Annotated in this window: 25 protein-coding genes; 10 read left to right on the top strand and 15 right to left on the bottom strand. The window is 54.0% G+C overall.

The annotated features are described in order from the left end of the window. Nucleotides 1-55 precede the first annotated feature (55 nt). The 5 genes from BCV73_RS21905 to qoxA form a co-directional block, all read right to left on the bottom strand. Entirely contained in the window at nt 56-1,174 is a 1,119-nt protein-coding gene (locus BCV73_RS21905; protein WP_179232044.1) for an acyltransferase, read from the bottom strand. Nucleotides 1,175-1,355: 181 nt separating this feature from the next. Beyond that, nucleotides 1,356-1,637 carry a cytochrome aa3 quinol oxidase subunit IV gene (gene qoxD, locus BCV73_RS21900; protein ID WP_076173618.1) on the bottom strand — a complete coding sequence of 94 codons (282 nt, stop codon included), beginning with the start codon at nt 1,635-1,637 and terminating at the stop codon, nt 1,356-1,358. Between the two features lies 1 nt (nt 1,638). Beyond that, nucleotides 1,639-2,235 (bottom strand): cytochrome aa3 quinol oxidase subunit III, encoded by a 597-nt coding sequence (gene qoxC / locus BCV73_RS21895; protein ID WP_076173619.1) that lies wholly within the window; start codon nt 2,233-2,235, stop codon nt 1,639-1,641. Next, nucleotides 2,232-4,178 carry a cytochrome aa3 quinol oxidase subunit I gene (gene qoxB / locus BCV73_RS21890; protein WP_089548517.1) on the bottom strand — a complete coding sequence of 649 codons (1,947 nt, stop codon included), beginning with the start codon at nt 4,176-4,178 and terminating at the stop codon, nt 2,232-2,234. The genes qoxC and qoxB overlap by 4 nt, the downstream gene beginning before the upstream one ends. A 27-nt stretch (nt 4,179-4,205) precedes the next feature. Then, nucleotides 4,206-5,111 carry a cytochrome aa3 quinol oxidase subunit II gene (qoxA, locus tag BCV73_RS21885; protein WP_076173745.1) on the bottom strand — a complete coding sequence of 302 codons (906 nt, stop codon included), beginning with the start codon at nt 5,109-5,111 and terminating at the stop codon, nt 4,206-4,208. Between the two features lie 451 nt (nt 5,112-5,562). On the opposite strand from qoxA, the gene BCV73_RS21880 reads away from it, so the two are divergent. Continuing rightward, nucleotides 5,563-6,303 carry an HAD family hydrolase gene (locus tag BCV73_RS21880; RefSeq protein WP_481855843.1) on the top strand — a complete coding sequence of 247 codons (741 nt, stop codon included), beginning with the start codon at nt 5,563-5,565 and terminating at the stop codon, nt 6,301-6,303. Between the two features lie 150 nt (nt 6,304-6,453). Here the strand turns inward: BCV73_RS21880 and BCV73_RS21875 are convergent, their stop codons facing one another. From BCV73_RS21875 to BCV73_RS21860, 4 genes are all read right to left on the bottom strand, one after another. Then, nucleotides 6,454-8,439: a DUF2339 domain-containing protein gene (locus BCV73_RS21875; RefSeq protein WP_089548516.1), complete on the bottom strand. Its 1,986-nt coding sequence runs from the start codon at nt 8,437-8,439 to the stop codon at nt 6,454-6,456. A 128-nt stretch (nt 8,440-8,567) separates the two neighbouring features. Continuing rightward, on the bottom strand, nt 8,568-9,380 hold the full coding sequence (locus BCV73_RS21870; protein ID WP_076173624.1) for an arsenite methyltransferase: 813 nt from the start codon (nt 9,378-9,380) through the stop codon (nt 8,568-8,570). Between the two features lie 52 nt (nt 9,381-9,432). Next, a complete protein-coding gene (locus tag BCV73_RS21865) occupies nt 9,433-9,621 on the bottom strand; it encodes a hypothetical protein (protein ID WP_076173625.1) in 189 nt (62 codons plus the stop codon). 135 nt (nt 9,622-9,756) lie between these two features. Beyond that, nucleotides 9,757-10,206, bottom strand: coding sequence for a MarR family winged helix-turn-helix transcriptional regulator (locus tag BCV73_RS21860; RefSeq protein ID WP_076173626.1), 450 nt, complete (start codon nt 10,204-10,206; stop codon nt 9,757-9,759). 158 nt (nt 10,207-10,364) lie between these two features. Here BCV73_RS21860 and BCV73_RS21855 point away from each other — a divergent pair, with 158 nt between their 5' ends. The 3 genes from BCV73_RS21855 to arsC all read left to right on the top strand — a co-directional run bounded on the left by BCV73_RS21855 (nt 10,365) and on the right by arsC (nt 12,524). Beyond that, complete coding sequence (locus BCV73_RS21855) at nt 10,365-10,691, top strand: ArsR/SmtB family transcription factor (RefSeq protein WP_089548515.1); 327 nt, start codon at nt 10,365-10,367, stop codon at nt 10,689-10,691. Nucleotides 10,692-10,781: 90 nt separating this feature from the next. Continuing rightward, complete coding sequence (locus BCV73_RS21850; protein ID WP_089548514.1) at nt 10,782-12,077, top strand: arsenic transporter; 1,296 nt, start codon at nt 10,782-10,784, stop codon at nt 12,075-12,077. 27 nt (nt 12,078-12,104) lie between these two features. After that, a complete protein-coding gene (gene arsC, locus BCV73_RS21845; protein ID WP_089548513.1) occupies nt 12,105-12,524 on the top strand; it encodes an arsenate reductase (thioredoxin) in 420 nt (139 codons plus the stop codon). Between the two features lie 143 nt (nt 12,525-12,667). Here arsC and BCV73_RS21840 read toward each other — a convergent pair whose 3' ends face one another. Beyond that, nucleotides 12,668-14,167 (bottom strand): MDR family MFS transporter, encoded by a 1,500-nt coding sequence (locus BCV73_RS21840; RefSeq protein WP_256992944.1) that lies wholly within the window; start codon nt 14,165-14,167, stop codon nt 12,668-12,670. Nucleotides 14,168-14,248: 81 nt separating this feature from the next. Next, on the bottom strand, nt 14,249-15,268 hold the full coding sequence (locus BCV73_RS21835; RefSeq protein WP_089548511.1) for an aldo/keto reductase: 1,020 nt from the start codon (nt 15,266-15,268) through the stop codon (nt 14,249-14,251). Between the two features lie 161 nt (nt 15,269-15,429). Here BCV73_RS21835 and BCV73_RS21830 point away from each other — a divergent pair, with 161 nt between their 5' ends. Continuing rightward, nucleotides 15,430-16,344, top strand: coding sequence for a helix-turn-helix transcriptional regulator (locus tag BCV73_RS21830; RefSeq protein ID WP_218828168.1), 915 nt, complete (start codon nt 15,430-15,432; stop codon nt 16,342-16,344). A 56-nt stretch (nt 16,345-16,400) separates the two neighbouring features. Here BCV73_RS21830 and BCV73_RS21825 read toward each other — a convergent pair whose 3' ends face one another. Then, nucleotides 16,401-17,321, bottom strand: a complete 921-nt coding sequence (locus BCV73_RS21825) for an AEC family transporter (protein ID WP_076173632.1) — start codon at nt 17,319-17,321, stop codon at nt 16,401-16,403. Between the two features lie 439 nt (nt 17,322-17,760). On the opposite strand from BCV73_RS21825, the gene BCV73_RS21815 reads away from it, so the two are divergent. Next, nucleotides 17,761-18,225 (top strand): hypothetical protein, encoded by a 465-nt coding sequence (locus BCV73_RS21815; protein ID WP_089548509.1) that lies wholly within the window; start codon nt 17,761-17,763, stop codon nt 18,223-18,225. Nucleotides 18,226-18,301: 76 nt separating this feature from the next. Here BCV73_RS21815 and BCV73_RS21810 read toward each other — a convergent pair whose 3' ends face one another. Both BCV73_RS21810 and BCV73_RS21805 read right to left on the bottom strand, forming a co-directional pair. After that, nucleotides 18,302-18,940, bottom strand: a complete 639-nt coding sequence (locus tag BCV73_RS21810) for an NAD(P)-dependent oxidoreductase (protein ID WP_089548508.1) — start codon at nt 18,938-18,940, stop codon at nt 18,302-18,304. 143 nt (nt 18,941-19,083) lie between these two features. Next, nucleotides 19,084-19,512, bottom strand: a complete 429-nt coding sequence (locus tag BCV73_RS21805; protein ID WP_076173635.1) for an Rrf2 family transcriptional regulator — start codon at nt 19,510-19,512, stop codon at nt 19,084-19,086. 280 nt (nt 19,513-19,792) lie between these two features. Here BCV73_RS21805 and BCV73_RS21800 point away from each other — a divergent pair, with 280 nt between their 5' ends. Together BCV73_RS21800 and BCV73_RS21795 are read left to right on the top strand one after the other, a co-directional pair. After that, entirely contained in the window at nt 19,793-20,917 is a 1,125-nt protein-coding gene (locus BCV73_RS21800; protein WP_256992943.1) for a glycosyltransferase family 2 protein, read from the top strand. Further along, nucleotides 20,914-21,531, top strand: a complete 618-nt coding sequence (locus tag BCV73_RS21795; RefSeq protein WP_343219917.1) for a glycerol-3-phosphate acyltransferase — start codon at nt 20,914-20,916, stop codon at nt 21,529-21,531. The genes BCV73_RS21800 and BCV73_RS21795 overlap by 4 nt, the downstream gene beginning before the upstream one ends. A 135-nt stretch (nt 21,532-21,666) precedes the next feature. Here BCV73_RS21795 and BCV73_RS21790 read toward each other — a convergent pair whose 3' ends face one another. After that, on the bottom strand, nt 21,667-22,356 hold the full coding sequence (locus BCV73_RS21790) for a FadR/GntR family transcriptional regulator (protein ID WP_256992942.1): 690 nt from the start codon (nt 22,354-22,356) through the stop codon (nt 21,667-21,669). A 244-nt stretch (nt 22,357-22,600) separates the two neighbouring features. On the opposite strand from BCV73_RS21790, the gene BCV73_RS21785 reads away from it, so the two are divergent. After that, nucleotides 22,601-24,016 carry an FAD-binding oxidoreductase gene (locus BCV73_RS21785; RefSeq protein WP_076173638.1) on the top strand — a complete coding sequence of 472 codons (1,416 nt, stop codon included), beginning with the start codon at nt 22,601-22,603 and terminating at the stop codon, nt 24,014-24,016. Beyond that, nucleotides 24,009-25,376 carry a (Fe-S)-binding protein gene (locus BCV73_RS21780; RefSeq protein ID WP_343219916.1) on the top strand — a complete coding sequence of 456 codons (1,368 nt, stop codon included), beginning with the start codon at nt 24,009-24,011 and terminating at the stop codon, nt 25,374-25,376. Before BCV73_RS21785 ends, BCV73_RS21780 begins: the two co-directional genes overlap by 8 nt. Nucleotide 25,377: the final 1 nt, after the last annotated feature.

Genomic DNA, 25,377 nt, shown 5'->3' with positions numbered 1-25,377 from the left:
TTTCTAATCTTGCTCATCTTCATGGACTTACAGCTGCGCAGCTTCATTCCCAAGCTCACATCGTTCCGCTCTGAGACGCACCGCGTTTGTTCCGGGCCTTCCATTTGGATTCCCCGACTAGATAGACGCCGAGCGGCGTATGCATGAGGAGCCAAGTGATCAGCCAGGAGGCGGCAAGCGCAGCCGCTCCGCCTGCCCAGGTGAGCAGGTGATAGGCGATCGGGCCGCTCGTCATGACAAAATGCCGCCACAAGATCAAAAAGTAGGGATGAATAAAGTAAATGCCGAAGGCGCAGGATCCGAGGGAAAACAGTACTTTTTGAAGTCGTGGTTTCCCTTCCAGGATTCGAACGAACAGCACCAAAAATACACACGCAATGCTGCAGTAGGCGTAATCCGTTATAAAGTTGATGTTGGATAGAAAAGGCTGGCGAATCCAATGGGGGTTAGCCAGCTGCAGCCATTTTTGCACGATAAAGAGTATTGCGGATCCCAGAAACAGCGCCGTCCACCGGTAGTTCCATTTCGGCGTTTCATCAGAAGACACGCCCTTTAACCGTTCGGCCATGTAAGCACCCAAGAAGAAATAAACGACATAGGTCATCACGAATGTCCCGGTTTTATACATATGAAGCACATAATAGTTCAGCAGATAGAAGGCGATTTGCAGCAGGGCCCCCACGAGTATGGGATGCCGCCGGACCTTCCCTATCTTTTGAAACAACAGCGATAGGAGAGGAAACAGCACATAAAACTGGGCGATGATGATCATGAAATACAAATGGTCATAGCTGCCGCCAAGCGGCAAGCCTTTAAGAAATTTGCGGAGACCGTCTGAGAATGAAATATGCTGGATATACGACAGATAAGTGGAGTAATACACGGACCAGAACAGGTAAGGCAGCAAAATCCGCTTTAAGCGTTTCCAATAAAAAGGAAGCCAGTTGCCTTGAACGCCGCCGTCATAGCGGTAAAACAGGACGAGCGAGCTCAAAAACAGAAACGCCGGTACCGCAAATTGAGAAGCCGCATTCAGGATAAAATAGAGCGGGTACACGGTGGAATCCATGGACAGAAAGGCTACCGGATAGGATGTCACATGGATGGTGACTACAGCCAAAATGGCAATGCCGCGCAAGAGATCCAAATAGGTGATCCTCTGTTTTTGGGCCAATACTTTGTTCGCCTCCATGGAACGTTATCGTATGGCAATATTTGACGAGCCAATGGTTAGATTCGATTTTGCATAAAAACATTCCTTTTTTAACAGAAAAAAATATTACAATGAAAAAAGGCTTTCCTGACCCCTTAGGATCAGAAAAGCCTTTGATATATCTGAGCTCAAGCTGAGCTTCTTACCATCCCCACAGCATCGTGAAGAGCGTACCGAAGATCGTAACCAGTCCGACGAACAACGCATAAGCAATGTTGAAGTACAGCGACTTTTTGTTGTCGGTCTCGCCGATGTGCATGAACAGTACGAGCTGCAGTGACGCCTGGATGAGCGCACACACGATCAGGATCCAGAGTCCGGCGGTCGGGTTCAAATCCCAGAACACCACGCCCAGTCCAACCACTGAAAGGATCAGCGAGAAGATGTATCCGATCACGTGCCGTATTGGAAATAAACGTGCCATATTACATCAGTCCTTTCATGTAGACAAAGCTGAAGATGAAGATCCAGACAACGTCAAGGAAGTGCCAGTACAGCGAGAAGATGAACGATTTGTTCGCCGTCTCATCTGTAAAGCCTTGACGGCCGACCTGAATCAGAATGCCGGCGCCCCAGAGAATACCCATCGTCACGTGAAGACCGTGGGTACCGAGCAGGACGAACAAGCTGGACAGGAACGCGCTCGTTTGCAGCGTAGCCCCTTCGTGAACGTAGTTGACGAACTCGGTGATCTCAATGCCCAGGAAGCCGAGGCCCATGAGCAGCGTGATGACGAAGAAGACGATCATCGGCTTCTTCAGATTGAGGCGCATGGCATGAATGCCAAGGCCGCAGGTGAAACTACTGGTCAGGAGCAGGAACGTCTCCCAAATGACGCCGTTCAGTTCGAACAGCTCTTTCCCCGTCGGGCCGCTCCCCGTCCGGTTCCACAGTGTGAAATAGACGGCGAACAGCGTGGAGAAGAGGGCGATCTCTGCCCCGAGGAAGAGCCAGAACCCGAAGATCTTGTTGCTGTTCTCTTCCGTTCTATACTCGAGTGGCAGTGAATCATTTATTTTCATACGGAATCACCCCGCAATTTCTGTTCAGTGGCGGCAATTTCCTCAGGTGAAATGTGATAGCCATGATCGCGTTCGAAGGAACGCAGAGCCAGCATGACTACGACAGCGATACCCGCAATGATTGCAGGAATGAACCAGCTGAATACCAGGAAAAAGCCTAGGAAAAACATAATGACGCCGAGAATGAACGGTTGACCGCTGTTGTTAGGCATATGAATCGGTTCGTAAGGGCCTTCCTCGTAGAGAGGTACCCCGTTGACTTTGGCCTCCCACAGTGCATCCATGGATTTGACGTTAGGTACCTTGGCGAAGTTGTACACCGGCACAGGGCTTGGCGTACTCCATTCCAGCGTACGTGCATCCCATGGATCTCCGTTTTCGTCGCGAGGGCTGTAACGGAAGCTCCAGTAGAAGTTGTAGCACAGAACAACAAATCCGATGGCCAGGATAAAGGCGCCGATCGTAGCCACCATATTCAGCGGGCCAAAGCCGGTATCGGCCGAATACGTGTACATCCGGCGCGTCATGCCGCTCAGTCCAAGGAAGAACAGTGGCAGGAAGGCCGTATTGAAGCCGACGACGATGAGCCAGAAGGCGGTCTTGCCGAGCTTCTCGTTCAGACGGAAACCGAAAATTTTCGGGAACCAGAAGTACATGCCTGCCAGAACCCCGAAGACGGTACCCGGAATCAACACATAGTGGAAGTGGGCAACCAGGAACATCGTGTTATGGTACTGGTAGTCCGCACTGGCCATCGCCAGCATGACGCCGGTTACGCCGCCGATCGTAAAGATCGGAATAAAGGCCATCGCGTACAGCATCGGTGTCGTGAACGAGATTTTACCTTTCTGCAAGGTAAAGAGCCAGTTGAATATTTTGACGCCGGTCGGTACGGCAATCGCCATCGTCGTGATGGAGAAGAAGCCGTTGACCATAACGCCTGCGCCCATCGTATAGAAGTGGTGAGCCCATACGATAAAGGACAGGAGCGAGATGACCACCATACTGGCAACCATCGATTTATATCCGTACAAGTTCTTTTTCGAGAACGTGGAAATAATATCACTGAATATACCGAAGGCCGGCAAAATAACGATATATACTTCAGGGTGTCCCCATACCCAGAACAGGTTGGCCCAGAGCATATCCATACCGCCATTCGCCATCGTAAAGAACTGGCTGCCGAAGATACGGTCGAACATCATCAGGGCAAGGGCAACGGTCAGAACCGGGAATGCGAACAAGATGATAACGTTCGTAATCAGGACGGACCAGGTAAACATCGGCATGCGCATCAGTTTCATGCCTGGCGCACGCATTTTCAGAATCGTTACGATAAAGTTGACACCGGTCATCAGCGTACCGATACCGGAAATCTGAAGGGCCAGAGAGTAGAAGTTGTTACCTACGGTCGGGCTGAACTCCAGGCTCGCCAGCGGGAAGTATGCGGTCCAGCCGGCATCCGGCGATCCCCCGATGACGAAGGAAATGTTGAACAGCATCGCTCCGAAGAAGAACATCCAGAAGCTGACGGCATTCAGTCTAGGGAAAGCTACGTCGCGCGCCCCGATTTGAAGCGGAACGACAACGTTCATAAGTCCGATAACGAACGGCATCGCCATGAACAGGATCATGATAACGCCGTGCGTTGTAAAGATTTCGTTATAGTGCTGCGCATCCAGAAACTTCATTTCCGGAGCTGCGAGCTGCGTACGCATCAGCAGGGCGTCGACCCCGCCGCGGAACAGCATGATGAGTGCGGACAGGATATACATGACCCCGATCCGCTTATGGTCAACCGTTGTGAGCCATTCGCGCCACAGATAGCCCCACTTTTTAAAATAGGTCAGGCCGATCAGGATGGCGAGGGAAACGACGACGATACTGACCATGGCAGCATAGATCATAGGCTCACCGGTAACAAAAAATTCGTCCCATTTCATGCAGGTAGGTCTCCTTTCCAGTAGATGTTAGTTTCCATGTTCCATGGACCCCATATCTTCCATATTGCTCATATCCGAATGATCCATCGTTTCCGAGCCGGAATCTTTGTCACTGCTGCCGCTGCCGTGATGCCCTTCGGACATATCCATTTCAGGCGGCGGGTTGAACCCGAGATGCGTGGAAGAGAAGGATTCCCGTCCAACGTAGGAGGTTTTCAGCAGCGCGTTAAATTTGTCCTCAGTCAATTGAGGTGCGGTTTTCTTCACGTCGTCGACCCATTTGCTGAAGTCTCCGGCGCTCATAGACTGTACCTCAAACTCCATCTGCGCATAGCCTTTACCGGAGAAGTTGGAGTTACGTCCCATGAAAGAACCTGGTGTGTCGGCCAGCAGGTGAAGCGTGTTGACCATGTCGCTCATGGCGTACTTCTGTCCGCCAAGCTGCGGCACCCAGAAGCTCGTAATCGGTCCGTAAGAATACAGGCGGAACTCGATCGGGCGGTTTGTAGGAATATTCACATAGTTCACCGTTTCAACGCCTTCTTCAGGGTAACTGAAGTGCCATTTCCAGTTGGACGATGCGGCATAGATAACAAGCGGCTTCTGATCCTCGTAACCGGCAGGAACACTTTCCACCGCACTGGTCGTTTTGACCGTGACAACCGATAGAATGGCCACAATGATAACCGGAATCGCAATCCAGGTGAACTCGAGCCATTTGTTACCTTCTATATGAGGCGGGATATAATCGTCACTGGTTTTGCTTGCCCGGTATTTGGTCAGCATGATGATGTACAAGATGTAAACAACAATCAAGACGAAAGCCATCATCAGGATGGAGAAAATAATCGTGCTGGATTGCGTTTTTGCCTGCGGACCTTTCGGATCTAGCACGATGAGTGACGACGAGTCGCATCCGCTAAGCAGCAACATGATGGATACAAATAAGCCAAAAAATAACCATCTTTTTTTCTTCACAGTGAGCTCCTTTCTAGCGTTACATGTAGCTGAATTGGTCTAAAAATAATGAACCTTATAGCCATAGCTTAGTAATCCGGGGGGATGAAAACAAATGCAACAAAAGTAATAAATGTAAATCATTTACAATAATTCTGTGAAGATCTTCACATGATTTATAAAAAAACCTCAAATTGTGCGAAAAATCACTGTAATCGCTGAAAATCGGGGATTTTCATTTTTGTTCAAAATTGCACAAGGCTTTGTCAATGTTGCCAGTTTCGTCACAATTGAAAGGGCTTATCATAAGCCGTTATCCGGATTTTTTCCTGCTGAAACAGCGGCTGAGGCGTCCCAAAAGCCCGCTGTATGGTACAATATGAGGGCTAATGCGGGCAGCAGCCGGCATGTGATCGCGGACAGGCAGATGGGGGAGAACAAGAAAATGGGTGAACAAAGAGCGGTATTTTTTGACGTGGACGATACGCTGTATGACCATCTGGAACCGCTTCGGCAGGCGCTCGATCGCTTGATATCGCCGCCGGAGGGCTTTCCTTATGAACAAGTATACCACCGGTTCCGGCATTACAGCGACTTGCTATCGGCCCGGCATGGACATGTGAATGATCCGGCGAATGCGGGGGATCTGGAGGACATGCGCGAGCAGCGGATTCAGCTGGCCCTTGCGGAGTTCGGCATCGACGTGGACCGGGAGCAGGCGGCTGCGATTCAGGCGGCCTATTTGCAGGGGCAGTTCGACATTCGCCTGTTTCCGGGGGCGCAGGAGCTGATCCGGGAGCTCCAGGAGCGGGGCGATGTGGTCGGCGTGATCACCAATGGCCCGAAGGAACACCAAATGAACAAAGTCCGTGCGCTTGGGCTGGACAAGCTGGTGGGCTTGGACCGGGTATTCGTGTCCGGAGCGGTGGGCATGGACAAGCCGGATCCCCGGCTGTTCCGGCATGTGAACGAGGCGACGGAAACGGAGCCTGGGGCAAGCTGGTACATCGGCGACTCCTGGAACAACGACGTTATCGGCGCGCTGGAGGCGGGGTGGACATCAGTTTGGTTTAACCATCGGAAGGTCGAGCCGTTTGCGACCGGACATCAGCCCCATCATATTCTGGGGGGCTACGGGGAGCTGAGATCCGTTCTGCTGGGTGGCTAGCGGGTCGTGGGCTGTATTAAAAAAAGGGTACCTGCATCCATCGGGGATGGACAGGTACCCTTTATTTGTTGGAGAACGACAAGCACAGCTCCGTGCCATCGCGTTTGAGGCAAGTAGAATAACTCTCGTGCGGCGCAGTCATGGCCGTATTTATTCCGGCGGGAGCGACGGTGGTCCCGGCGGAGGTCCCGGTGGTGCTTCGGGATCGGCCCCTTTGCGTTTGTACAAAATTCGGGAAACGGCGATCCCGGCGACGCCCAGACCGATGAACAAGATCGCCCGCACGGCCAGCGACACGCCTGGCAGGTCGAAGAAGATGACCTTGAGCAGCGTGATCAGCAGGACGAGCAATCCGGCCAGGCGGACCATCGATTTACCCACCATGACGCCGTAAATAATAACGATGATCGCATAGAGCGCATATTCGGCCGACAGGATCAAATGCTGCAGGTCGAACGACAGATTCCGCGTCAGAACCGAGGTCACTTCCGTCAGGAAGACGATGGACAGCAGCGCGGCGGACCACATCAGAATATCCGGTACTTTACGCTGCCATTCTTCGGCCATATGTCTGCGGAGGACCGCCGACAAGCCTGCCAGGCTGGCCAGGAGCGCGATCCAGGACAGCGTATCGATTGACAGGATCTCGTGAATGATCAGCTGCAGAATGCTCAGTCCCCCGAACAAATACAGGATGGCGGACGTAATCTGCTGCATCCGGCTTCTCAGCAGGATGCCGAGGCCGAGCCCAAGGGACGCCTCGATCAGGACAGACAGCGGCAGCGCCTCCCGGCTGACGATTTCAACCAGCCAAATGAGCCAGGCGCAGGTCGCGATCGCCATGTATTCGTGGGGAACGCGGCCGCTCATCACCCGCCAGAGGGCGATCAGGCTGTAAATGACAGCCCAGATGATCATCATCATCGATTCGGGACCGGGGCCGCCCGCCTGATTGTACAAAGCGTAAATCCACAGCGCGACCAGGCCGAAGCCGGTCATGAGCGACACCGTTTCGTCTACGCGGTGGCGGTACGGACGGACCAGCGAGAGGACGAGCAGCAGGGCGTGCTGCAGGAATACCGCGCCGAGGAAGACATGCCGGCTGCCTTCGAAATCGCCTGCCATGTATAGAATCATCAGCGGCAGATGCAGCACGCCAATGGACACGAAGTAGGCGGCACGGTAAGCATAGCGGATCGACAGCGACGTCATCGCCAGGGAAAAGACGAGCTCAAAACCTGCGGCGATCCAGGCATTCGGTTCCGTGGATTTCACCAGGAACGGAATGAGATAACCGCCGACGGTCATAATGATCACGAGCGTCTGGGAGCTGCGTCTTACGGCGGTCCACACCCCCAGGGCGATGGACAAGATATATAATAGGAAAGCTAACCAGGACGGAATCAATTCATATAGATGATGCGCCGCAAAAAAGGTCAGCATGAGCACGGCGACAGAGCCGCCGAGCAGTACCTGCGCCAATCCTTCCCGCTGCGCCCGGACCTGCCGCTCCCCGAAGAAGTACATGGCGCCGGCGGCAACGAGGCCGAGGAGGCAGCGTACCGGCTGCGTCAGATACCCCGCCGACACGGCGGCGATAAAGCCCCACAGGACGCCGAGCAGCAGCACGACGATAAACACGCGCGGCAGCCACACCCGTGCGATGGCATGCTCCCAGTCCACGGGCGGCTTCGGCGGCTTGGGCGGCCGCTGGGCCTGCGGCCCGGCGGGACGGGGCTGGCCATAGTACGGCCCTTGGCCCGGCTGGCCTTGGTGCGGGCCCGCCTGCGCCGGGTAACCTGCGGTTCCCGGCTGGCCCGGATACGGCCCCATGGCGGGACCTCCAGGGTACCCCGGCACTCCCGGCTGCCCAGGCATCGGCTGCTGGCCTGGATGCCCCTGGTAAGGCTGTGACCCAGGCGGGTTCGGGTATGCAGCGCCCGGTGCCTGCGGCGACGCATAGGGAGTCTGAGGCGGAACCTGCGGCTGCACCGGCCGCTGGGCCTGGGCTCCCGGATTCACCGGCTGCTGCCGAGGATCACCTATACCCGGCCTCTCCCGTCTAAGTTCGTTCAGCTCCAGCTCCATCGCTTTCATTTTCGCTTCGAGCTGCTCAATCCTTCTTTCCAAATCCAATAGCTGTTCACCCCTAAAAATTCCATAATTATGTATTTAACCGAGATGGTACTAATATAACACATCTCGGCTGGAACAAGAGCCATAATATGGGTGGACATGGGTAAACAGGACGGCATTCCACGATCTTAAGGCTTGGTGGCTTGGATGACAGCCGAAACAATGTAATCCTCAATATTCGATCCTTGGACCCAATCCTTAATAAAAGCTTTGGACTCATCCTTAGGTTCAACGCTAATGTTTGTAAACCCGCTTTGACTAAGCATCGCTTCTATTTCGCTGACGGAAGAAGCCCCTGAAATGCAGCCTGAATACAATTCATCCAGGTCGTTTTTGATCTCAGGAGGTAAATCTGCTGTTGTAACAATATCCGAAATGGCCAGCCGGCCTCCGCTTTTCAGTACCCGAAAAGAATCGTGAAACACCTGCTGCTTATCTGGAGATAAATTAACCACGCAGTTCGAAATAATAGCATCTACCGTGTGATCAGCTACGGGAAGATGCTCAATTTCCCCCAGACGGAAATCGGTGTTCTTGAAATGGCCTTTCACTGCATTGCTGCGTGCACGGCTGACCATTTCGGGAGTCATGTCGACACCGATGACTTTACCGGTATCTCCTACCTGGCGCGATGCCAGAAAACAGTCAAATCCGCCGCCGCTTCCCAAATCCAGCACGACTTCACCAGCCTTTAAAGAAGCAATCGCCTGCGGGTTACCACATCCCAAACCAAGGTTTGCGCCTTCTGGTGCCGCGTTTAATTCGTCGTCGGAGTAACCTAATCGGCTCGAGATCGAATTAAAATCGGAAGGCGTGCTGCAGCAGCTGGCTTGGCTGTTGTCCGGTTGGCAGCAAGATCCAGCATTCATCTCAGCAACGGCAATCTGCTTATATCGGCTACGCACGTTTTGGCGGATTTCATCATTCGTTAACTTTGACATGGATAACACTCCTTAGAATAGGTTTGGATTCGATTCAATGGTCAGCAGCACTTTAGCAGCAAGCCTGAATGGGTGGAGAGCAGCAAGGAACTGTCTTCGCTTTACGGACAGAGTCCAGGAACTTATACCGGCCCATTTTTGGTTTTTCCGCGGACCATTTCCATGCCTGCCGAGCCGTTTTTTGCACTTGCTGTTCGTTCATTTTCATCAGGTACTCGGCGGTGTAAAAGTGATCGTACATCGAAGGACCTCCTTAAATGGTTGTGTATGTTGAATGACCCGCTGCTGGAAGCAGCAAAGCCATTTGACATCAGATCAAAGGATTGCACATGATGAAAATTGATTGCAAATTGCAAGTATTGAAAGGTAAAAAAAATTACCCTAGCATCGGTTTGCAGCAATAATCGGATTTGGCCATCGCTTCATTCATCAATTTAATGGACCGGAGAACGGTCTCTTTCTCAAACTCGGTCATAAAAGAAAATACATCATCCAAATAAGCGTTCATTTGATGGTCGATGGTGGCGGCGACGTACTTCCCTTCAACCGTTAGTGCGAGCGTTGAAACCCGGCGATCTGTGGGATCAGGCGTCTTTTTGATCAGGTTCATTTTGATCAGTGATTGTACCTGGCGGCTGAATGTTGTGATATCGGTGCCTAATGTTTCTGCGATCTGTTGGATCGAAGGATGATGCTGGCGGTCGACCTCAAACAAAATGTGGCTTTGAACCGGTGTGAGATCGTGCCCACCCACGGTACAGCAATTTTTATTGAGTAAGCCAAAGCGGCGGGTCATGATTTGGAATAGTTCGCGAGTGCTTTCCATGGCATTTTTTCACCTCGTGATTCATTTATACTGTATTTATTTGTAATATGCAAATGTTTTTTTGGGGGTAAGGATGCATTTCTATGGATTTGATATTTATTTCTCATCATCATATCATATAATCATCCGCTTATATATCACGAAAAGGAGGGACCCTTATGGAACAAATTCGCGAAATGTCGGATAAGCTAAAGCTGCTAAGCGATTACACCCGCCTTACCATATTATCCTTACTTAAGGAGCGGGAATTTTGCGTTTGTGAGCTTGTTGAGATCCTGGAGGTTTCCCAGCCTGCGGTAAGCCAGCATTTAAGAAAGCTGAAATCTCAGGGACTGGTGAAGGAAAGTAAGCGTGGACAATGGGTGTACTACTCCTTAAATGTAGATGATAAACCGTATATCAAGGCTGTATTGGATCACACGCCCGATTCCCAAAAGATATTATCCGCATTAAATAAACAGCATTTAACTTCCGCGTGCAAGTAAGTTTATCTGTTGATCATATAAGTACATAGTTATATAATGATTCGCGAATGTTTACAAACAAGATCAGCGACAGTTCGCACGGAGGTTGAAATGGTAACCGTTGTATTGGCTTGCGTCATATTTTTGATCACATTAGTTCTCGTCATCTGGCAGCCCAAAAACCTGTCGATCGGGTGGTCAGCCTGCGGAGGCGCAGTTCTTGCTCTGCTCCTTGGGGTGGTCCGGTTCCAGGACGTTTGGGATGTCACGCAAATCGTATGGAATGCTACGCTCGCTTTTGTAGCCATCATCCTTATTTCGCTTATTCTGGACAGCATCGGATTTTTCGAGTGGGCTGCGCTCCATATGGCAAGGGCCGCCCGCGGCAGCGGTCTGCGGATGTTTATTTATGTCTCGTTCCTCGGTGCTGTTGTGGCTGCATTTTTTGCAAATGACGGTGCTGCGCTGATCTTAACGCCGATCGTTCTCGCGATGATGCGGGCGCTCAGATTCGATGAAAAGAAGGTGTTCCCGTTCATTATCGCCAGCGGGTTTATTGCAGATACGACCTCACTGCCGCTGGTTGTCAGCAACCTCGTAAATATTGTGTCTGCGGACTTCTTCGGTATTTCCTTCATGGAATACGCCGGCCATATGATCATCCCGGATTTATTTGCTCTAGGAGCCAGCATCATCGTTCTCTACCTGTTCTTCCGAAAGAGCATCCCCGCGAAGTTTGATGCCGCCGATCTAAGGAACCCGGAGGATGCGATCAAGGATCCAGCAATGTTCAGATTGTCCTGGGTTGTGCTTGCCATTCTGCTGGCTGGATACTTTGCGAGCGAATTTTTAAACATACCGGTATCCATCGTCGCTGGTGTAATCGCGATCTTCTTTTTGCTAATGGCAAGAAAAAGTCCAATCGTTCCGGTCAAGGATGTGGTTAAGGGGGCCCCGTGGGCCATCGTCTTTTTCTCCATTGGCATGTACGTGGTGGTGTATGGCTTGCGGAATGCCGGGCTGACGGACTTATTAGCTCAAGTCATTCAGTCGGCAGCTGATCAGGGGTTGTTTGCGGCGACGATCTCAATGGGCTTTATATCTGCCGTGCTGTCATCTGTAATGAACAATTTGCCCACCGTCATGATTGATGCCCTGGCCATACAATCCACCCACACCACCGATGCCATCAAAGAGGCTCTGGCGTATGCCAATGTCATCGGTTCCGACTTAGGGCCGAAGATGACTCCCATTGGATCACTGGCGACGCTCCTATGGCTTCATGTGCTGTCCGCCAAAGGGGTCAAAATCTCCTGGGGGACGTATTTTAGAACCGGCATCATCCTGACAATTCCTACCCTTTTGATTACGCTGCTGGGCCTGTATTTGTGGTTAGCGATCTTATAATTTTCATATCTAAGGAGACATGCTCATATGAACAAGAAAACAATTTACTTTTTGTGCACAGGCAATTCCTGCCGGAGTCAAATGGCTGAAGGCTGGGCGAAAAAATACCTGGGTGACGACTGGAATGTGCACAGTGCGGGCATTGAAGCTCACGGGCTTAATCCCAATGCCGTCAAAGCCATGGAAGAAGCAGGGATTGATATTTCCGGTCAAACCTCTGATATCATTGATCCCACACTCCTTAACGAGGCTGATTTCGTGGTGACCCTCTGCGGCGATGCGGCTGACAAATGCCCCGTCACACCGCCGCAAGTCAGACGTGAGCATTGGGGATTTGACGATCCGGCGAAAGCCCAGGGTACAGAGGAAGAGAAGTGGGCCGTATTTCAACGTGTACGCGATCAGATTGGCGAAAGAATCGAGCGATTTGCCAAAACGGGGGAATAGAAGCAGGGGTTAGCTGGAAATGAAATAGCGACAGTCCGGGGAGATTTTTGATCCCAAGACTGTCGCTATTTATTTTGGATTGCCATGCATGACTAGAGAAGCGTTCAGCCACATTTATAAGTTTAGAACGACGGCCTGCCGGCTCAGCTGTGTCCCGACTCGGCCGTTGCTTCTTTGCTGGTGAGCACTCCCTTTTTCAAAAACCAGGTGATCACAAAGGAGACCAGGATAAACACGAACGCGATGCCGAACAAGTTTTGGAACGCGTCCACAAAGACGGTCTGCACCTTCAGCACCAAGTCCGGCGCCAGATTTGCCGGGATGCCTCCCGTAGCCAGGTGCTCTGCGCTTCCTTCAGGAAGCTGTCCGGCAATGGAGGAGACGCCATCCTTGATATGCTTGGCAAGCAGGCTGCCGAAGACGCTGAGACCGATCGTCGTGCCGAGCGACTGGATCAGCTGCACGGTGCCGAGCGCAATGCCGCTGTTTTCCTTGGACACCGATTCCTGCACGATCAGATTGTCGCCGCCGAACAGGGCGCCGAGGCCGAGGCCCAGAATAAAGAAGGAAGCGACGATATACACCACGGATGTGTGAATGCCAAGCTGCGTCAGCAGATAGATGCCGATGACCGGCAGGATGAAGCAGATGATAAACAGATTGCGGTATGGAACCCGGGTGATTAAAAATCCGTTAACGATGCTCGACGGGATGGCGCCGGCCATAAACGCCAACATCAGATACCCGGACTGCGTCGGTGTCAGCCCCATCACATTTTGGGCAAAGTACGGAAAGGTGGCGATGCCGCCCATCAGGCCCAGCATGAGAATAAAGACCAGCAGCGACAGCACGACCACATTGCGGTTACGGAACAAATGCAGCGGGATAATCGGCTCCTTGACCTTCGTCTCGATCCAGATAAACAGACCGAGCAGCAAGGCGCCGATAACCAGCAGCCCGATAATCGTTGGCGAAGACCAGGCCAGACCCTGGTTATCGACCAGAACCGGTGACATTAGCAGGGACAGCATGCTTAAGGTAAGCACCGATGAACCAAGCCAGTCGATCGGCTTCTTCTCGTCTCCGCGCGATTCCCGCATGCCGATTCCGAGCACCAGGGCGGCGATCAGGCCAACCGGAATGTTGATCAGGAACACCCAGTGCCAGTTGACGTGGCCGACCAAATATCCGCCCACCGTCGGACCCAGCAGCTGGGGAATGATCATCATGGGGCCGAACAGGCTCTGGATTTTGGCGCGTTTCTCCAGCGGGTACGAATCTCCGATGATGGCTAAGGCGATCGGCATGAGCCCCCCGGCTCCAATGCCCTGAATGCCCCGGCCGACAAGCAGCACCGTCATCGATGGGGCGAGGCCGCACACGATCGAGCCAGCGATAAAGAGTGCCATGCAGCTTAAATAAACGACTTTCCGGCCGTAAATGTCGGCCAGCTTGCCGAGGATCGGCATGAAAATGGTCGCAGCCAGCATATAAATGCCGGCGACCCAGCCGTACAGCGCCAGGCCGTGCAAATCGCGGATGATGGTAGGCATCGCCGTGGATACGACGGTTTCGTCCAGCTCCGCAAAAATCAGACCGATCATCAGTCCGATCAAAATCAGCGTGTTTCGATTTGATTTCACTCCAAACTCCCTCATTTCTCTATTTGCTTTTTTGGAATGAAACCAAAATACACGATGTTTATGAACTGAATATGAACGAACTTACCCCAGCACTTTCATGTGCTCCGCATCCAGCATCGAATCGGCAAACCAATTCGGGTAGAGCGGGCGCGGCTGTGTGGCTCGATCCAGCAGCAGCATCTCCTCAGCCGTCAGCTCCAGGTCGATGGCTTTCAAATTGTCCTCCAGCTGGCTCATTTTGCTGGCGCCCACCAGGACGCTGCTGACGCCGGCTTTGGACAGCAGCCAGGCAAGCGATACCTGTGCAGCCGTCACGCCATGCGCATCGGCGATGCTGTGAACGTGGTCCAGCACGGCAAAACCCCATTCCTTGTCAAACGGAATGATGTCAAAGCCGCTCAGCCGTCCGTCCGGATCCTGCAAATTGCTGCGGGAATACTTACCGCTTAGAAATCCGCCGGCCAGCGGGCTCCATACCGTCAGCCCGACGCCCGCGTCCTTCATGAACGGCAGGATATCGTACTCGACGTCCCTGCCGACCAGGGAATAATACATCTGTCCGCTAATGAAGGTGGCCCAGCCCCGTTCGCGCTGGATTTGCACCGCCTTGGCCGCCAGCCAGGCCGGCCAGTTGGAGAAGCCGATATAGCGGACTTTTCCCTGCCGGACCAAGTCGTTCAGCGCTTCGAGCGTTTCTTCCAGCGGCGTGAAGGGATCCGTCTTGTGAACGATGTACAAATCGATGTAATCGGTGCCGAGGCGTTTCAGGCTCGCCTCTGCGGCGGCAAACAAATGCTTGCGGGACAAGCCCGACTGAACAAGCGCAGGTCCCGCACGGAAGCCGCCTTTGGTGGCAATAACCACTTCCTGCCGCCTTGATCCTAGCAGCTGCCCCAGCATTTCCTCACTTTGCCCGTCGGCATAACCATCCGCGGTATCGAAGAAATTGATGCCTGCCGCCAGCGCCTCGTCCACAAGCTGCCGGGCAGCTGATGGGCCTACCTTATAGACGCTCGGGAGGTTTCCCGTGCCAAAAGTCATTGCTCCGAATGCCAGTTTGGACACGATCAGTCCCGAGTTTCCGAGTCTTGCATATTTCATGATTCAACGCCTCCATTCATGTTATAGGGTTGGTGCCCTTCTTGAACCCAAGTATACGGGGAATCCGGGGACGGTTTCTTGAACCGGTTGATCATCTTTTTTGAACAAAATGCTCATTTGGGCCGAAGTACCCTTTGTCAGGGAAGGAAGCAGCGTTTAGAATGGAAAAAAAAGCGTTTCATTTGCATCCAAGCGGCAGGGAGGAGAACGCATTGCCGATACGGCCAGCAGTGGGAAAGGGTGAAAACAGGATCGTGGAGAAGCCGGAGTATACGTTGTCCAGTCTGGAGCAAGTCCCCCCGCAGGAAGCCTTTGAGCCGGTATTAACGGGGCACCTCATGGTCATTCACCGTACCAAGGAGCCGGTCCGCGTGTTTGAGCGGTCCGACGGATACAGCGGGGAAGGGGTGGCCTGGCCGGGACATATCAACGTATTCTCTGCAGGCGACATGTCTCTGTGCCGGTGGGACAGGGAGCTGGATTTCTTCCGTCTCGACCTGAGCCCTGATCTGGTCCAAAAGGTAGCCGGTGAGCTGGAGCTCCCCGGAGGAGCCAGGCAGATCGATTTCGCCACACAGATCCGGCTGCAGGATGAACGGCTCGTCCAGCTGGTCCGCTGGCTCCACGAAGAGCAGCAGAGCGGGGGGGTGGGCGGCAGGCTCTACTCGGATTCCTTGATGCGCATGCTCACCGTCCATATGCTCGACCGCTACGGTTCAGGCACCAAAGCCGGGAGCCGGGCGGCCCCGCATAAGCTGGAGAAAAATCAGCTGGATCAAGCGCTGCAGTACATCGACGCATTTCTGGACCAGGATATCTCTCTCGAAGACCTGGCTGCAGCCGCTCATATCAGCTCGTCCCATCTGGTAAGGCTGTTTAAGCAGACTACAGGCCTGCCGCCGCACCAGTATATGATCCGGGAGCGGATCCGCAGGTCACAGCAGCTGCTGCTGTCCGGCCTTCCCGTTCACGAAGTGGCGGCAGTGCTTAACTTCAGCGACCAAAGCCATTTTCACCGGCATTTCAAGCGGGTGCTCGGCGTTACGCCGCGCCAATTCGTCCTTGGTTCCCGATAGGGCAGGAGCAGACTTGGCCGATATATACAAAAAAATAGAGGCATTTCGCCTCTATTTCAGAACATTTTCGCCAGTGAAATCAATCCCGTAATCGTAATAATGTTAAACAGCGTGGAAATCAGGACGGTTTGCGCCGCAAAATCGGGCTCGTTGTTGTACTCTTCCGCTAAAATCGACGTGTTGACCCCGGTCGGCATGCCGGATGCGATGAGCAACGCCTGGGCCGGAATCCCCTTCATTCCAAGCGCAAACACGAGTGTTACGCCGATGACCGGGCCGATGATGAGGCGGAGGAACAGGCTGATATATACGTCCACACGGTACAGTTTGAGCGGATACTTGACGATCTGGGCTCCCAGCGTGAGCAGGGCGACGGCCACCATCGACTGCTGGGCATAGGTGAGCGGCTGCGATACGAACAGGGGCAGCGGGGCATGCACAGCATGCAGCACGATTCCGAGCACGAGTGCATACGGGACCGGCATTTTCAGAAAGCCGATAATCATGCTGCGGTAATTGCCTTTCAGCTTGGCGCCCTGGATCGATATGACTCCATAAGTGAACGTCAGGAGGCTCTGCAGCGACATGATCAGCGCCTGCATGGAGCTGGCGAGGGGGTCTCCCTTGAACACCAGGGCATTGATCGGCATCCCGTAGTTGCCCGAGTTGTCCAGCATGATGCTGTTGTTGAACGCGGCGCGCATGCTTTTGGTGAATTTCAGCGGGCGGGCGACCAAGGTCCCTATCACGTATAGAATGAATACATATAATGCGTAAAAGAGTGTCACATTCCCGAGCAGCTCGCCCGACATATCCGAATGATACATGCTCATAAAGACGGCGGCAGGGGTTATGCAGTAAAAATTGATTTTGGCCAGTGTGTACAAATCCAGGCGGAACACGCGCTGCATCCATGAACCGATTCCAATCAGCACAAAGACGGGCAGCACCACTTCCAGAAGTATGTCTCCAATCATAGCTCAGCTTCCTTTTTCGAGATCATAGTCATGATGTATTTGAAACCAACCTCTTCATTATAGCACCGTACCCGGAGCCGTGATGAAAAAAATAGGGAGGAACCGGTGAGCGGGAGGGCATGCCTTGCCACTGCGTATCCCAAAACCGACAAATTGTTGGGGAAAACGTTTTAATATGGAAAACCCTTCATTTTGATGCAGAAAAAACCGAAATATACAACAAGGAGTGCCAGCAATTATCAAACCTAAAGCCCGCAGCGGTCAAGATGGGAACGTTCCCGTCTTGGATGGCCGATACAGGCGGCCGCAGGCGGCAAGCACTTTCGGCAGTCTATATGCCGACACTCAAGATGAGTATGCACCCCCTTACTTCGCGCCGGCAAGCCATACCGGCTTCAGTTCCTGCAGAAGTGCTGCTCCAAGGGAGGTATGAATGGGAATGAGTCCATACACAACAAACTCGAGCCTGGTGAAAGAAAGGGAACTTAACACGGATGGGGATTCCCTCCAGTCCGCCAAGACCCGCATTTGGAGTGAATTATCCAGGAGTCATATGAATCTGGCGATCCAGCTCAAAGACGAGGGACAGCTGCAGCCGGCACTGATTCTGGCCCATATGGCGGCGAAAACCAAGCTGAAGGAGATCGCTCTGCATCTTAGGCTCGATGTCCCTCCGGATCGCACGCCCTACGAGGATTTAATTGGCCGGGCACGGGAAATCGCGTTAATCGATTTGGAGACGGAGCTGTTCCTGAACACGCTCAGCTATATTGCCGAGCCGGAAAATATGTCGCTTCTCAAAGATATGCACGCCGAGCATGTGGACATGATGTTGGAGCGGGTTCGCGCCCTTTTGGAGGAGATGAGCTGGAAGGCCGCTCCTTCGATGATGGAATCGAAATAGCGTGAAACTGCCTTTTCCGGTAAATAAAAGAGACGGTCCCAAGGAAGGGGATCGTCTCTTTCGTCAATAAACCTAATTATTTGGCTTCGCCCACAACGGTGAACCGTTCGTTCCGATGCTGCGGATGTTCGATTTCATCAAGGACGGCAATCGCGTAGTCCGCGTAGCTGATATAGCTGCTGCCGGCTGAGTTGACAAGAAGCTGGTCCTTTCCGGCCTGGTAGGAGCCGGTTCTTGCCCCTTCGGGATCAAAAAAGGCCGACGGACTGATAAAGGTCCACTGAATCCCGCTGGACTGCTGCAGATCCTCGAGGTTTTTGCCCTGATTGGATGCCGTAGCGAAGTATTCCTTCGGAAAATCTGGCGTATCCATGACGCGGGTGGTCTGTGCTTCGTCGACAAACAGGCTGCCTGCGCCTCCCACGACGATCAGTCGGGTCGACGGTGCTTCCTTCAGGGCGGAAATCAGCGATCTTCCGGCTTCGACGTGAAGATGCTCGTCCCCGGGCTTGGCGCCGAAGGCGTTGACGACAACATCAAACGGCTTCACATCTTCAGCCGTCAGGTCAAACACATCTTTCTCCAGAACGCTGACGTTCCCCGTAACGCGGCCTGCATCACGAACGATCGCCGTTACCTGGTGTCCGCGGTTCAACGCTTCCTCTACAATAAGGCGTCCAGCCTTGCCGCTGGCTCCAATAACTCCGATATTCATAAAAAAGTTCCCTCCTGGTTATCATGTCTTTTTCCTGTAACTATTGTAGTTACATGTTGGGCGAATGTCAAATCAAAAAGGACGGCAAACCTTCAATACGAAAAAACCACGCCCCTCTTCCGGGTCGGGAGTCGGGGCGTGCGTTACATTTCAAGCGCTTCGATGTCTTGGATGATGTCCTGGAGCTTAACGGCAGCGAGCACGTTCTCCATCGCTTTCTGGGCGCTGGTGAACAACGGGACGATCACCCCCTGGATGTTGCGGCCCACCGTGCAATCCGGATTGGGAGAATCATGGACGCCGAACAGGCCGTTCTCCTCCACGACGTTAACCGCATTATAAATGTCCAGCAGCGTTATATCACTAGGATCCTTGGCCAGCTTGGCACCGGGGACCCCCGGCTTCACTTCGACCAATCCCGCCTTGCTGAGCATGCCTGTAATTCTCCGGATCACGACCGGGTTCGTGTTGACGCTTGAAGCTATAAAATCAGACGTATTGGTACCCGTCTTGTTGACTTCCAGAATCGAAAGGATATGAATAGCCACGGAAAACCGGCTGCTGATATTCATGGATTATGCCTCCTTGCCGCCGCCCTGTACTGGGAGTAATAAGATTATTTTATCATAAAAGGCGTTCTGCTGCGCAGCATGGCCCGAAGGGGCCAGAAAGTTTTCAGAAGGGATGGTACAATCCGCGAATCCTTGGCCAAGGGGCTGGAATATAATGTATTGAAAAGGGAGAAATGCTCGGCTACACTATGGTTGCATCATTCAGCGATAACGCTTCATGACAGATCCGTCAGACGCACGAAAGGCTCTAACCTTCCAAGGTTCCAGCTACTTTAGAGAGATGGGGTTGTTGGCTATGGGGCTTTACCTGTTTCTTTACCTGTTATTTGTTATCGGCATCCTTTCCGGGATTGTTTTGTTCCGCAAAAATCAGGTCCCTCGCAGCGATGGCGCAGGGCGGCAGGCGGGGGCTAAGCTCTCCGTGATCATTCCGGCAAGGAATGAGGAGAAGAATCTGGCTTTTCTCCTGGAATCGCTCCGGGCTCAAAGCTTGCAGCCGCATGAGATCATTGTCGTCGACGACGGCTCGCAGGACCGGACCCGGGACGTCGCCGCGGGCTTCGGGGTGACCATCGTGCAGAATCCGCCGCTTCCTCCCGGATGGACGGGAAAAACATGGGCCGTGTGGAACGGCTACCTTCATGCTTCCGGGGATACGTTCGTTTTTCTGGATGCCGACATCCGCTTGTCACCGCATGCGCTGGATTCGCTTCTGCAGCTTCGCTCCCGCACCGGTGGCGTCATTTCCGTCGTCCCCTTTCATCACACCGAGAAATTTTACGAACGCCTTGCACTCATTCCGAATATTTTGGGCGTATTTGCGTTTACCTCCCCTTTTGAACGCCGCAATCTCCGGAAAGGACTTTACGGCTCCTGCATTTTGACAACAAGGCAAGATTATGAGCAAGTCGGCGGCCACAGCAGCATCCGGTCGGAAATATTGGATGATTTAAACCTGGGCGCCAAGTACATGGAAGCCGGGATCGACGTAACGAATTTTATCGGCCGGGGGATGGTATCGTTCCGCATGTACCCGCACGGTATTAAAAGCGAGCTGCAGGGATTCGGCAAAGGGGCGGTGCTGAGCACGGCCAAGCTGAGTCCATGGACGATCGTACTGATTGCGCTCTGGTTTATCGGATTGGTCTGCTCCGCAGGGACGTACTTTCTATGGAACACGCCATGGGGAATCCCCTTGCTCGCGGGCTACTTGCTGTACATGGCACACATCGGCTATCTGATCAAAAATGTCGGCAAATTCGGCCTCGTGATGCCTGTTCTTCATATTTTATCCACGATCTTTTTCCTGGTGGTGATGCTGTATTCCGCTTACCAGGTCATGTTTCTGGGGCATGTCATGTGGAAGGACAGGGCCGTGGATGTTGGGGGGCATAGGGAACCATGATGATCCTGCTGCTGACGGCTGTGGAATTTCTGTGCGGCTCGCTGATGTTCTCGTATTGGCTGGGCCGGGCGGCGCACAAGGATTTGAAGGCGGTGGGAGACGGGAACCCGGGTGCGTTCAACCTCTGGAGCGCTGCGGGGTATAAGCTGGGTCTGGCGGGGGTGGCGCTGGACTTTTTGAAGGGATATGTGCCCCTGGTATGGATCGCCGGCAGCGGCACCGTGCACGGGTATGGCATGGTGGCTGTCGCCGCGGCCCCGGTTGCGGGGCATGCCTTCACGCCGTTCCTGAAGTTCAAGGGAGGCAAGGCGATCGCCGTCACCTTCGGGGTATGGAGCGCCTTGACCCGGTTTGAGGTATCGCTGGCGCTGGCCGTCATTCTCGCGCTGCTGCTGATCGCCTCCAAGCTGATGAGCCGGCGGCCCTTATCCACGGAAGCGAGCGGCTTCCAGGTGGTGGCCGGCTTCATGCTCGTCTCCGTCTATCTGATCGCCCGGGGCTTCCCGGGACCATATTTGTGCATATGGCTCGTAAATCTGCTGATTCTCGTCTATACGAATAAAAGGAAGCTGGAAGTATTTTTAAAAAGGTACGGCGGGCGGCGAGGAGGTTAACATGGTGTGCTGCCTATGCCTGGTAAATTGAAACGCGGGTGGGCAGGAGGCAAGGGCGGACGCTAAATGCGGGCTTGCCTCTTAGGGAGCGGCTTTGTACCTTCGCCGTCTGCAGATCCTGGCCAGGCCGTGAGGTCAAAGCGGCTGGTCGCCCGCGCCTTTTTCGCTGAGCACCTGCTCCACTTTGGTGATATGGGCCTCCATCCGGGCCAGGGCCTCCTTGGCATCCTGGGTCCGGATCGCCTCATAGATGGACGCATGCTCCTGCAGCAGCCGTTCGGCGGAGGAGCGCTCGGCATAGAACCACAAGGCGCGCATATCCTTCATGTTTTCATGCAGCTTGTTCGATAACGACTCCATCAAATCCAGCAGCAGCGGATTGTGCGTTGCCGCGGCGATTTGCTGATGGAATTTCACGTCCGCCTGCTCGCTGACCTGCTCATCGGCGGCGTTCTCCATTTCGCGCAGTATTTCCTCAAAAGCCGCCAGATCCGCCTCACTGCGGTTCGATGCGGCAACGGAGGCGCAGCCGGTCTCCAGCACGCGCCGGACCTCAAGCAGATGGCGCAGCGAAGCCGCGCGTCCCTCCCACAAGTCCGCGTAGAGCTGTCCGGGATGTACCGGCAGCGGATCGGCGGGCGGTGTACGCACAAACGTCCCTCCGCCCTGGCGGATATCCAGCAGCCCCATCGCTTTCAGAGCGCTGAGCGCCTCGCGGATGGTCGATCTGCCCACATTGTACTGGAGCGCCAGGTCAACGACCGAGGAGAGGCGGTCCCCCGGCTGAAGCGAGCCCTCGTCCATCTGCCGCTTCAAATCATTCATTACCCACTCATATTGTTTCAACGGCCGCTGCGGATTCATCGTTCAAGCGTCCCTCCGTTTAATTTTTTACTAGTCATTCCTTGATCTACGGGGAATAAATTGTGTCTAAAATGTGACTTTCTTGAATTCAATCTATATAGATTCATTTATTTTAGTGTATACTTGATCACAATAAAAGTCATCAGATGACCTGACTAATTTCTTCGCACTGATATCGATTATGGAATGTAAAGGAGTGTTTTCCTTGCTGCAGGAAGACGTAAAACGCGAGCTTGTTGCCATTTTGGGCAGCTCTTATGTAAAGGATGATCCCCAGTCGCTGGTCACGCATTCGTATGACGGCACGCCGATGCTGCAGTCGCTGCCGGATGCGGTCGTATACCCGGAAAATACCGGCCAGGTCTCCGAAGTGATGAAGGTGCTGAGCCGGCATAAAATCCCTGTCGTCGGCCGGGGTTCGGGAACGAACCTGTGCGGCGGCACGGTGCCCGTTCAAGGCGGCGTCGTCATGGTCATGCACCGGATGAACCGGATCCTCGAGATCGATATGGAAAATTTAACGGCAATCGTTCAGCCTGGGCTAAATACGAAACAGTTTATTACGCATGTGGAGGAGCTCGGCCTGTTCTACCCGCCGGACCCGAGCAGCATGTCGATCTCGACCCTCGGCGGCAATATCGCTGAATGCTCGGGCGGCCTGCGCGGGCTGAAATACGGAACGACCAAAGATTACGTGATCGGTTTGGAGGCGGTCTTGGCGAGCGGCGACATCATTCGAACCGGCGGCAAGCTGATGAAGGATGTGGCCGGTTACGATCTGACGAAACTGCTGGTCGGTTCGGAAGGCACGCTGGCCATCATCACGGAGGCGACGCTGAAGCTGATTCCGCCGCCGAAGTACAAGAAGACGATGCTGGCGATGTATAAGGATTTGTACGGCGCGGCCCGTACGGTATCCAAAATCATCGAGAACCGGATCATCCCGGCTACCCTGGAAATTCTCGACCGCTCCACGATCCGGGTCGTGGACGATTATGCGAAGCTGGGGCTGCCGCTCGACATGGAAGCAATCCTGCTGATCGAACAGGACGGCGACATGGAAACCGTGGAGCGGGATATTGCGCTTATCACGGACATCTGCCGCAGCGAGCAGGCCGATCAAGTGAGTATCGCGGCGAGCGCGGAGGAGGCCGAGAAGCTGCTGACCGCCCGGCGCAGCGCGTTTACCGCGCTGGCAAGACTGAAGCCGACGACGATTCTCGAGGACGCGACGGTGCCGCGTTCCAAGATCGCGGATATGGTGCTTGAGATCAACCGCATCGCGAAGAAATACGACGTCCAGATCTGCACCTTCGGCCATGCGGGAGACGGCAACCTTCATCCGACGGCAACGACCGATGCGCGCAATCAGGAGGAAATTCACCGGGTGGACGAAGCGTTCGAGGAAATCTTCGAAGCAGCGATCCGGCTCGGGGGAACGATTACCGGCGAGCATGGGGTCGGATTGGTGAAATCGCCGTTCCTCGAATGGAAAGTCGGGGCAGCGGGGATGGAGGTCATGAAGGCGATCAAGCAGTCCTTTGATCCGCAAAACCTGCTGAATCCGGGGAAAATGTTCGCAAAAGAAACAAGAAAACGGGTGGTGATCGATCGTGGGTAACACGGTGAACGTGAAGGAGCGGGCGAATCCGCTCGCCGAGACGCTCCGGCTGCGCCTCGATGAGGACCAGCTGACCAACTGCATGCGCTGCGGCTTCTGCCTTCCGGCGTGTCCAACCTTTGCCGAGACGGGCATCGAGGCCGAGTCGCCGCGGGGCCGGATCGCCCTGATGAAGGCCGTTGCAGATGGCATTATGGAGCCGGATGGGGCGTTCGAGGAGCAGATGAACCACTGCCTCGGCTGCCGCGCCTGCGAGCCGGCCTGTCCGGCGGGCGTCAAATACGGGCAGCTTATTGAACAGGCAAGGGACGCGATCGAGGATCACAAGCAGCATAAACCGCTGGTGAAGGCTGCCCGTCATGCGGCGTTCAAAACGGTATTTCCGCATCAGAAGCGGATGAAGCTGGTGGGCCGAGGCCTCGAGCTGTACCAGAAGTCGGGGCTGCGGAAGGCAGCGCGGTCCACCGGCATCATGAAGCTGTTTCCGAAGCATATCAGCGATATGGAGAAAATATTGCCCGAAGCTTCGGGCAAGGGCGTGCTGGAGAAGATCGGCGCGTATCACCCGGCAAAAGGCGAGAAAATCGCAACTGCAGCGCTCTTCAGAGGCTGCATTATGGATGTGCTGTTCACGGACACGAACATTCATACCGTGGATCTGCTTACCGCAGCCGGCTTCGATGTAGTGATTCCGGCGGCACAGAACTGCTGCGGCGCCCTGCATGCGCACAGCGGCGAGGCGGAAGGAGCGCGGGAGCTCGCCCGCAGCAACATCCGCGCCTTCAAGGAGGCGAATGTGGATTATATCGTCTCCAATGCGGGCGGCTGCGGGGCAATCCTGACCGAATACGACCATCTGCTGCATGAAGATCCGCAGTGGCGGGATGATGCAGCCTGGTTCGCCGGGCGTGTCGTCGACGTCAGCGAGCTGCTTGTCCGTGCGGGCCGAAGCTTAAACTTCGGCGTCCCTTCGGCAGTACCTGCTTCAGAAGGGGATTCGAAGGTGAGAATCACCTACCAGGATTCCTGCCATCTGCGCAATGTGATGAGATCGGCGGACGCCCCGCGCGTTTTGATGCGCCAAGTGGAGGGCGCCGAGTTTATCGAAATGAAAAACGCCGATCGCTGCTGCGGCTCAGCAGGCATCTACAACGTGACACAGCCGGAAATGGCCGGCAGCATTCTGGATCACAAGATGGAGCATGTGGAAGCGACGCAAGCCCAGTATCTGCTGACCAGCAATCCCGGCTGCCTGCTCCAGATGAAGCACGGCATAGAGAAGGAAGGCCTCAGCGGCAGCATGAAGGCCGTCCATATCGTCGATTTTCTGCATGAGCGGCTGCAGGAGCGGACGGAATAGG

The organism is Paenibacillus sp. SSG-1 (assembly GCF_002224835.1).
Classification (GTDB): domain Bacteria; phylum Bacillota; class Bacilli; order Paenibacillales; family Paenibacillaceae; genus Paenibacillus_AQ; species Paenibacillus_AQ favisporus.
The sequence above is the reverse complement of the archived record's forward strand: the minus strand, read 5'-3'. Positions and strand labels throughout refer to the sequence as shown.

Bases quoted from the DNA above. Each gene is read 5' to 3' on its own strand.
- BCV73_RS21835 (WP_089548511.1), bottom strand. From the start codon at position 15,268: ATGAAATATGCAAGACTCGGAAACTCGGGACTGATCGTGTCCAAACTG.
- BCV73_RS21850 (WP_089548514.1), top strand. From the start codon at position 10,782: ATGGTAACCGTTGTATTGGCTTGCGTCATATTTTTGATCACATTAGTT.
- BCV73_RS21800 (WP_256992943.1), top strand. From the start codon at position 19,793: ATGGGGTTGTTGGCTATGGGGCTTTACCTGTTTCTTTACCTGTTATTT.
- BCV73_RS21795 (WP_343219917.1), top strand. From the start codon at position 20,914: ATGATGATCCTGCTGCTGACGGCTGTGGAATTTCTGTGCGGCTCGCTG.
- BCV73_RS21880 (WP_481855843.1), top strand. From the start codon at position 5,563: ATGGGGGAGAACAAGAAAATGGGTGAACAAAGAGCGGTATTTTTTGAC.
- qoxA (WP_076173745.1), bottom strand. From the start codon at position 5,111: ATGTTGCTGCTTAGCGGATGCGACTCGTCGTCACTCATCGTGCTAGAT.
- BCV73_RS21870 (WP_076173624.1), bottom strand. From the start codon at position 9,380: ATGTCAAAGTTAACGAATGATGAAATCCGCCAAAACGTGCGTAGCCGA.
- BCV73_RS21825 (WP_076173632.1), bottom strand. From the start codon at position 17,321: ATGATTGGAGACATACTTCTGGAAGTGGTGCTGCCCGTCTTTGTGCTG.
- BCV73_RS21805 (WP_076173635.1), bottom strand. From the start codon at position 19,512: ATGAATATCAGCAGCCGGTTTTCCGTGGCTATTCATATCCTTTCGATT.
- BCV73_RS21815 (WP_089548509.1), top strand. From the start codon at position 17,761: ATGAGTCCATACACAACAAACTCGAGCCTGGTGAAAGAAAGGGAACTT.
- BCV73_RS21865 (WP_076173625.1), bottom strand. From the start codon at position 9,621: ATGTACGATCACTTTTACACCGCCGAGTACCTGATGAAAATGAACGAA.
- BCV73_RS21810 (WP_089548508.1), bottom strand. From the start codon at position 18,940: ATGAATATCGGAGTTATTGGAGCCAGCGGCAAGGCTGGACGCCTTATT.
- BCV73_RS21855 (WP_089548515.1), top strand. From the start codon at position 10,365: ATGGAACAAATTCGCGAAATGTCGGATAAGCTAAAGCTGCTAAGCGAT.
- BCV73_RS21830 (WP_218828168.1), top strand. From the start codon at position 15,430: ATGGAAAAAAAAGCGTTTCATTTGCATCCAAGCGGCAGGGAGGAGAAC.
- qoxD (WP_076173618.1), bottom strand. From the start codon at position 1,637: ATGGCACGTTTATTTCCAATACGGCACGTGATCGGATACATCTTCTCG.
- qoxB (WP_089548517.1), bottom strand. From the start codon at position 4,178: ATGAAATGGGACGAATTTTTTGTTACCGGTGAGCCTATGATCTATGCT.
- qoxC (WP_076173619.1), bottom strand. From the start codon at position 2,235: ATGAAAATAAATGATTCACTGCCACTCGAGTATAGAACGGAAGAGAAC.
- BCV73_RS21860 (WP_076173626.1), bottom strand. From the start codon at position 10,206: ATGGAAAGCACTCGCGAACTATTCCAAATCATGACCCGCCGCTTTGGC.
- arsC (WP_089548513.1), top strand. From the start codon at position 12,105: ATGAACAAGAAAACAATTTACTTTTTGTGCACAGGCAATTCCTGCCGG.
- BCV73_RS21790 (WP_256992942.1), bottom strand. From the start codon at position 22,356: ATGAATGATTTGAAGCGGCAGATGGACGAGGGCTCGCTTCAGCCGGGG.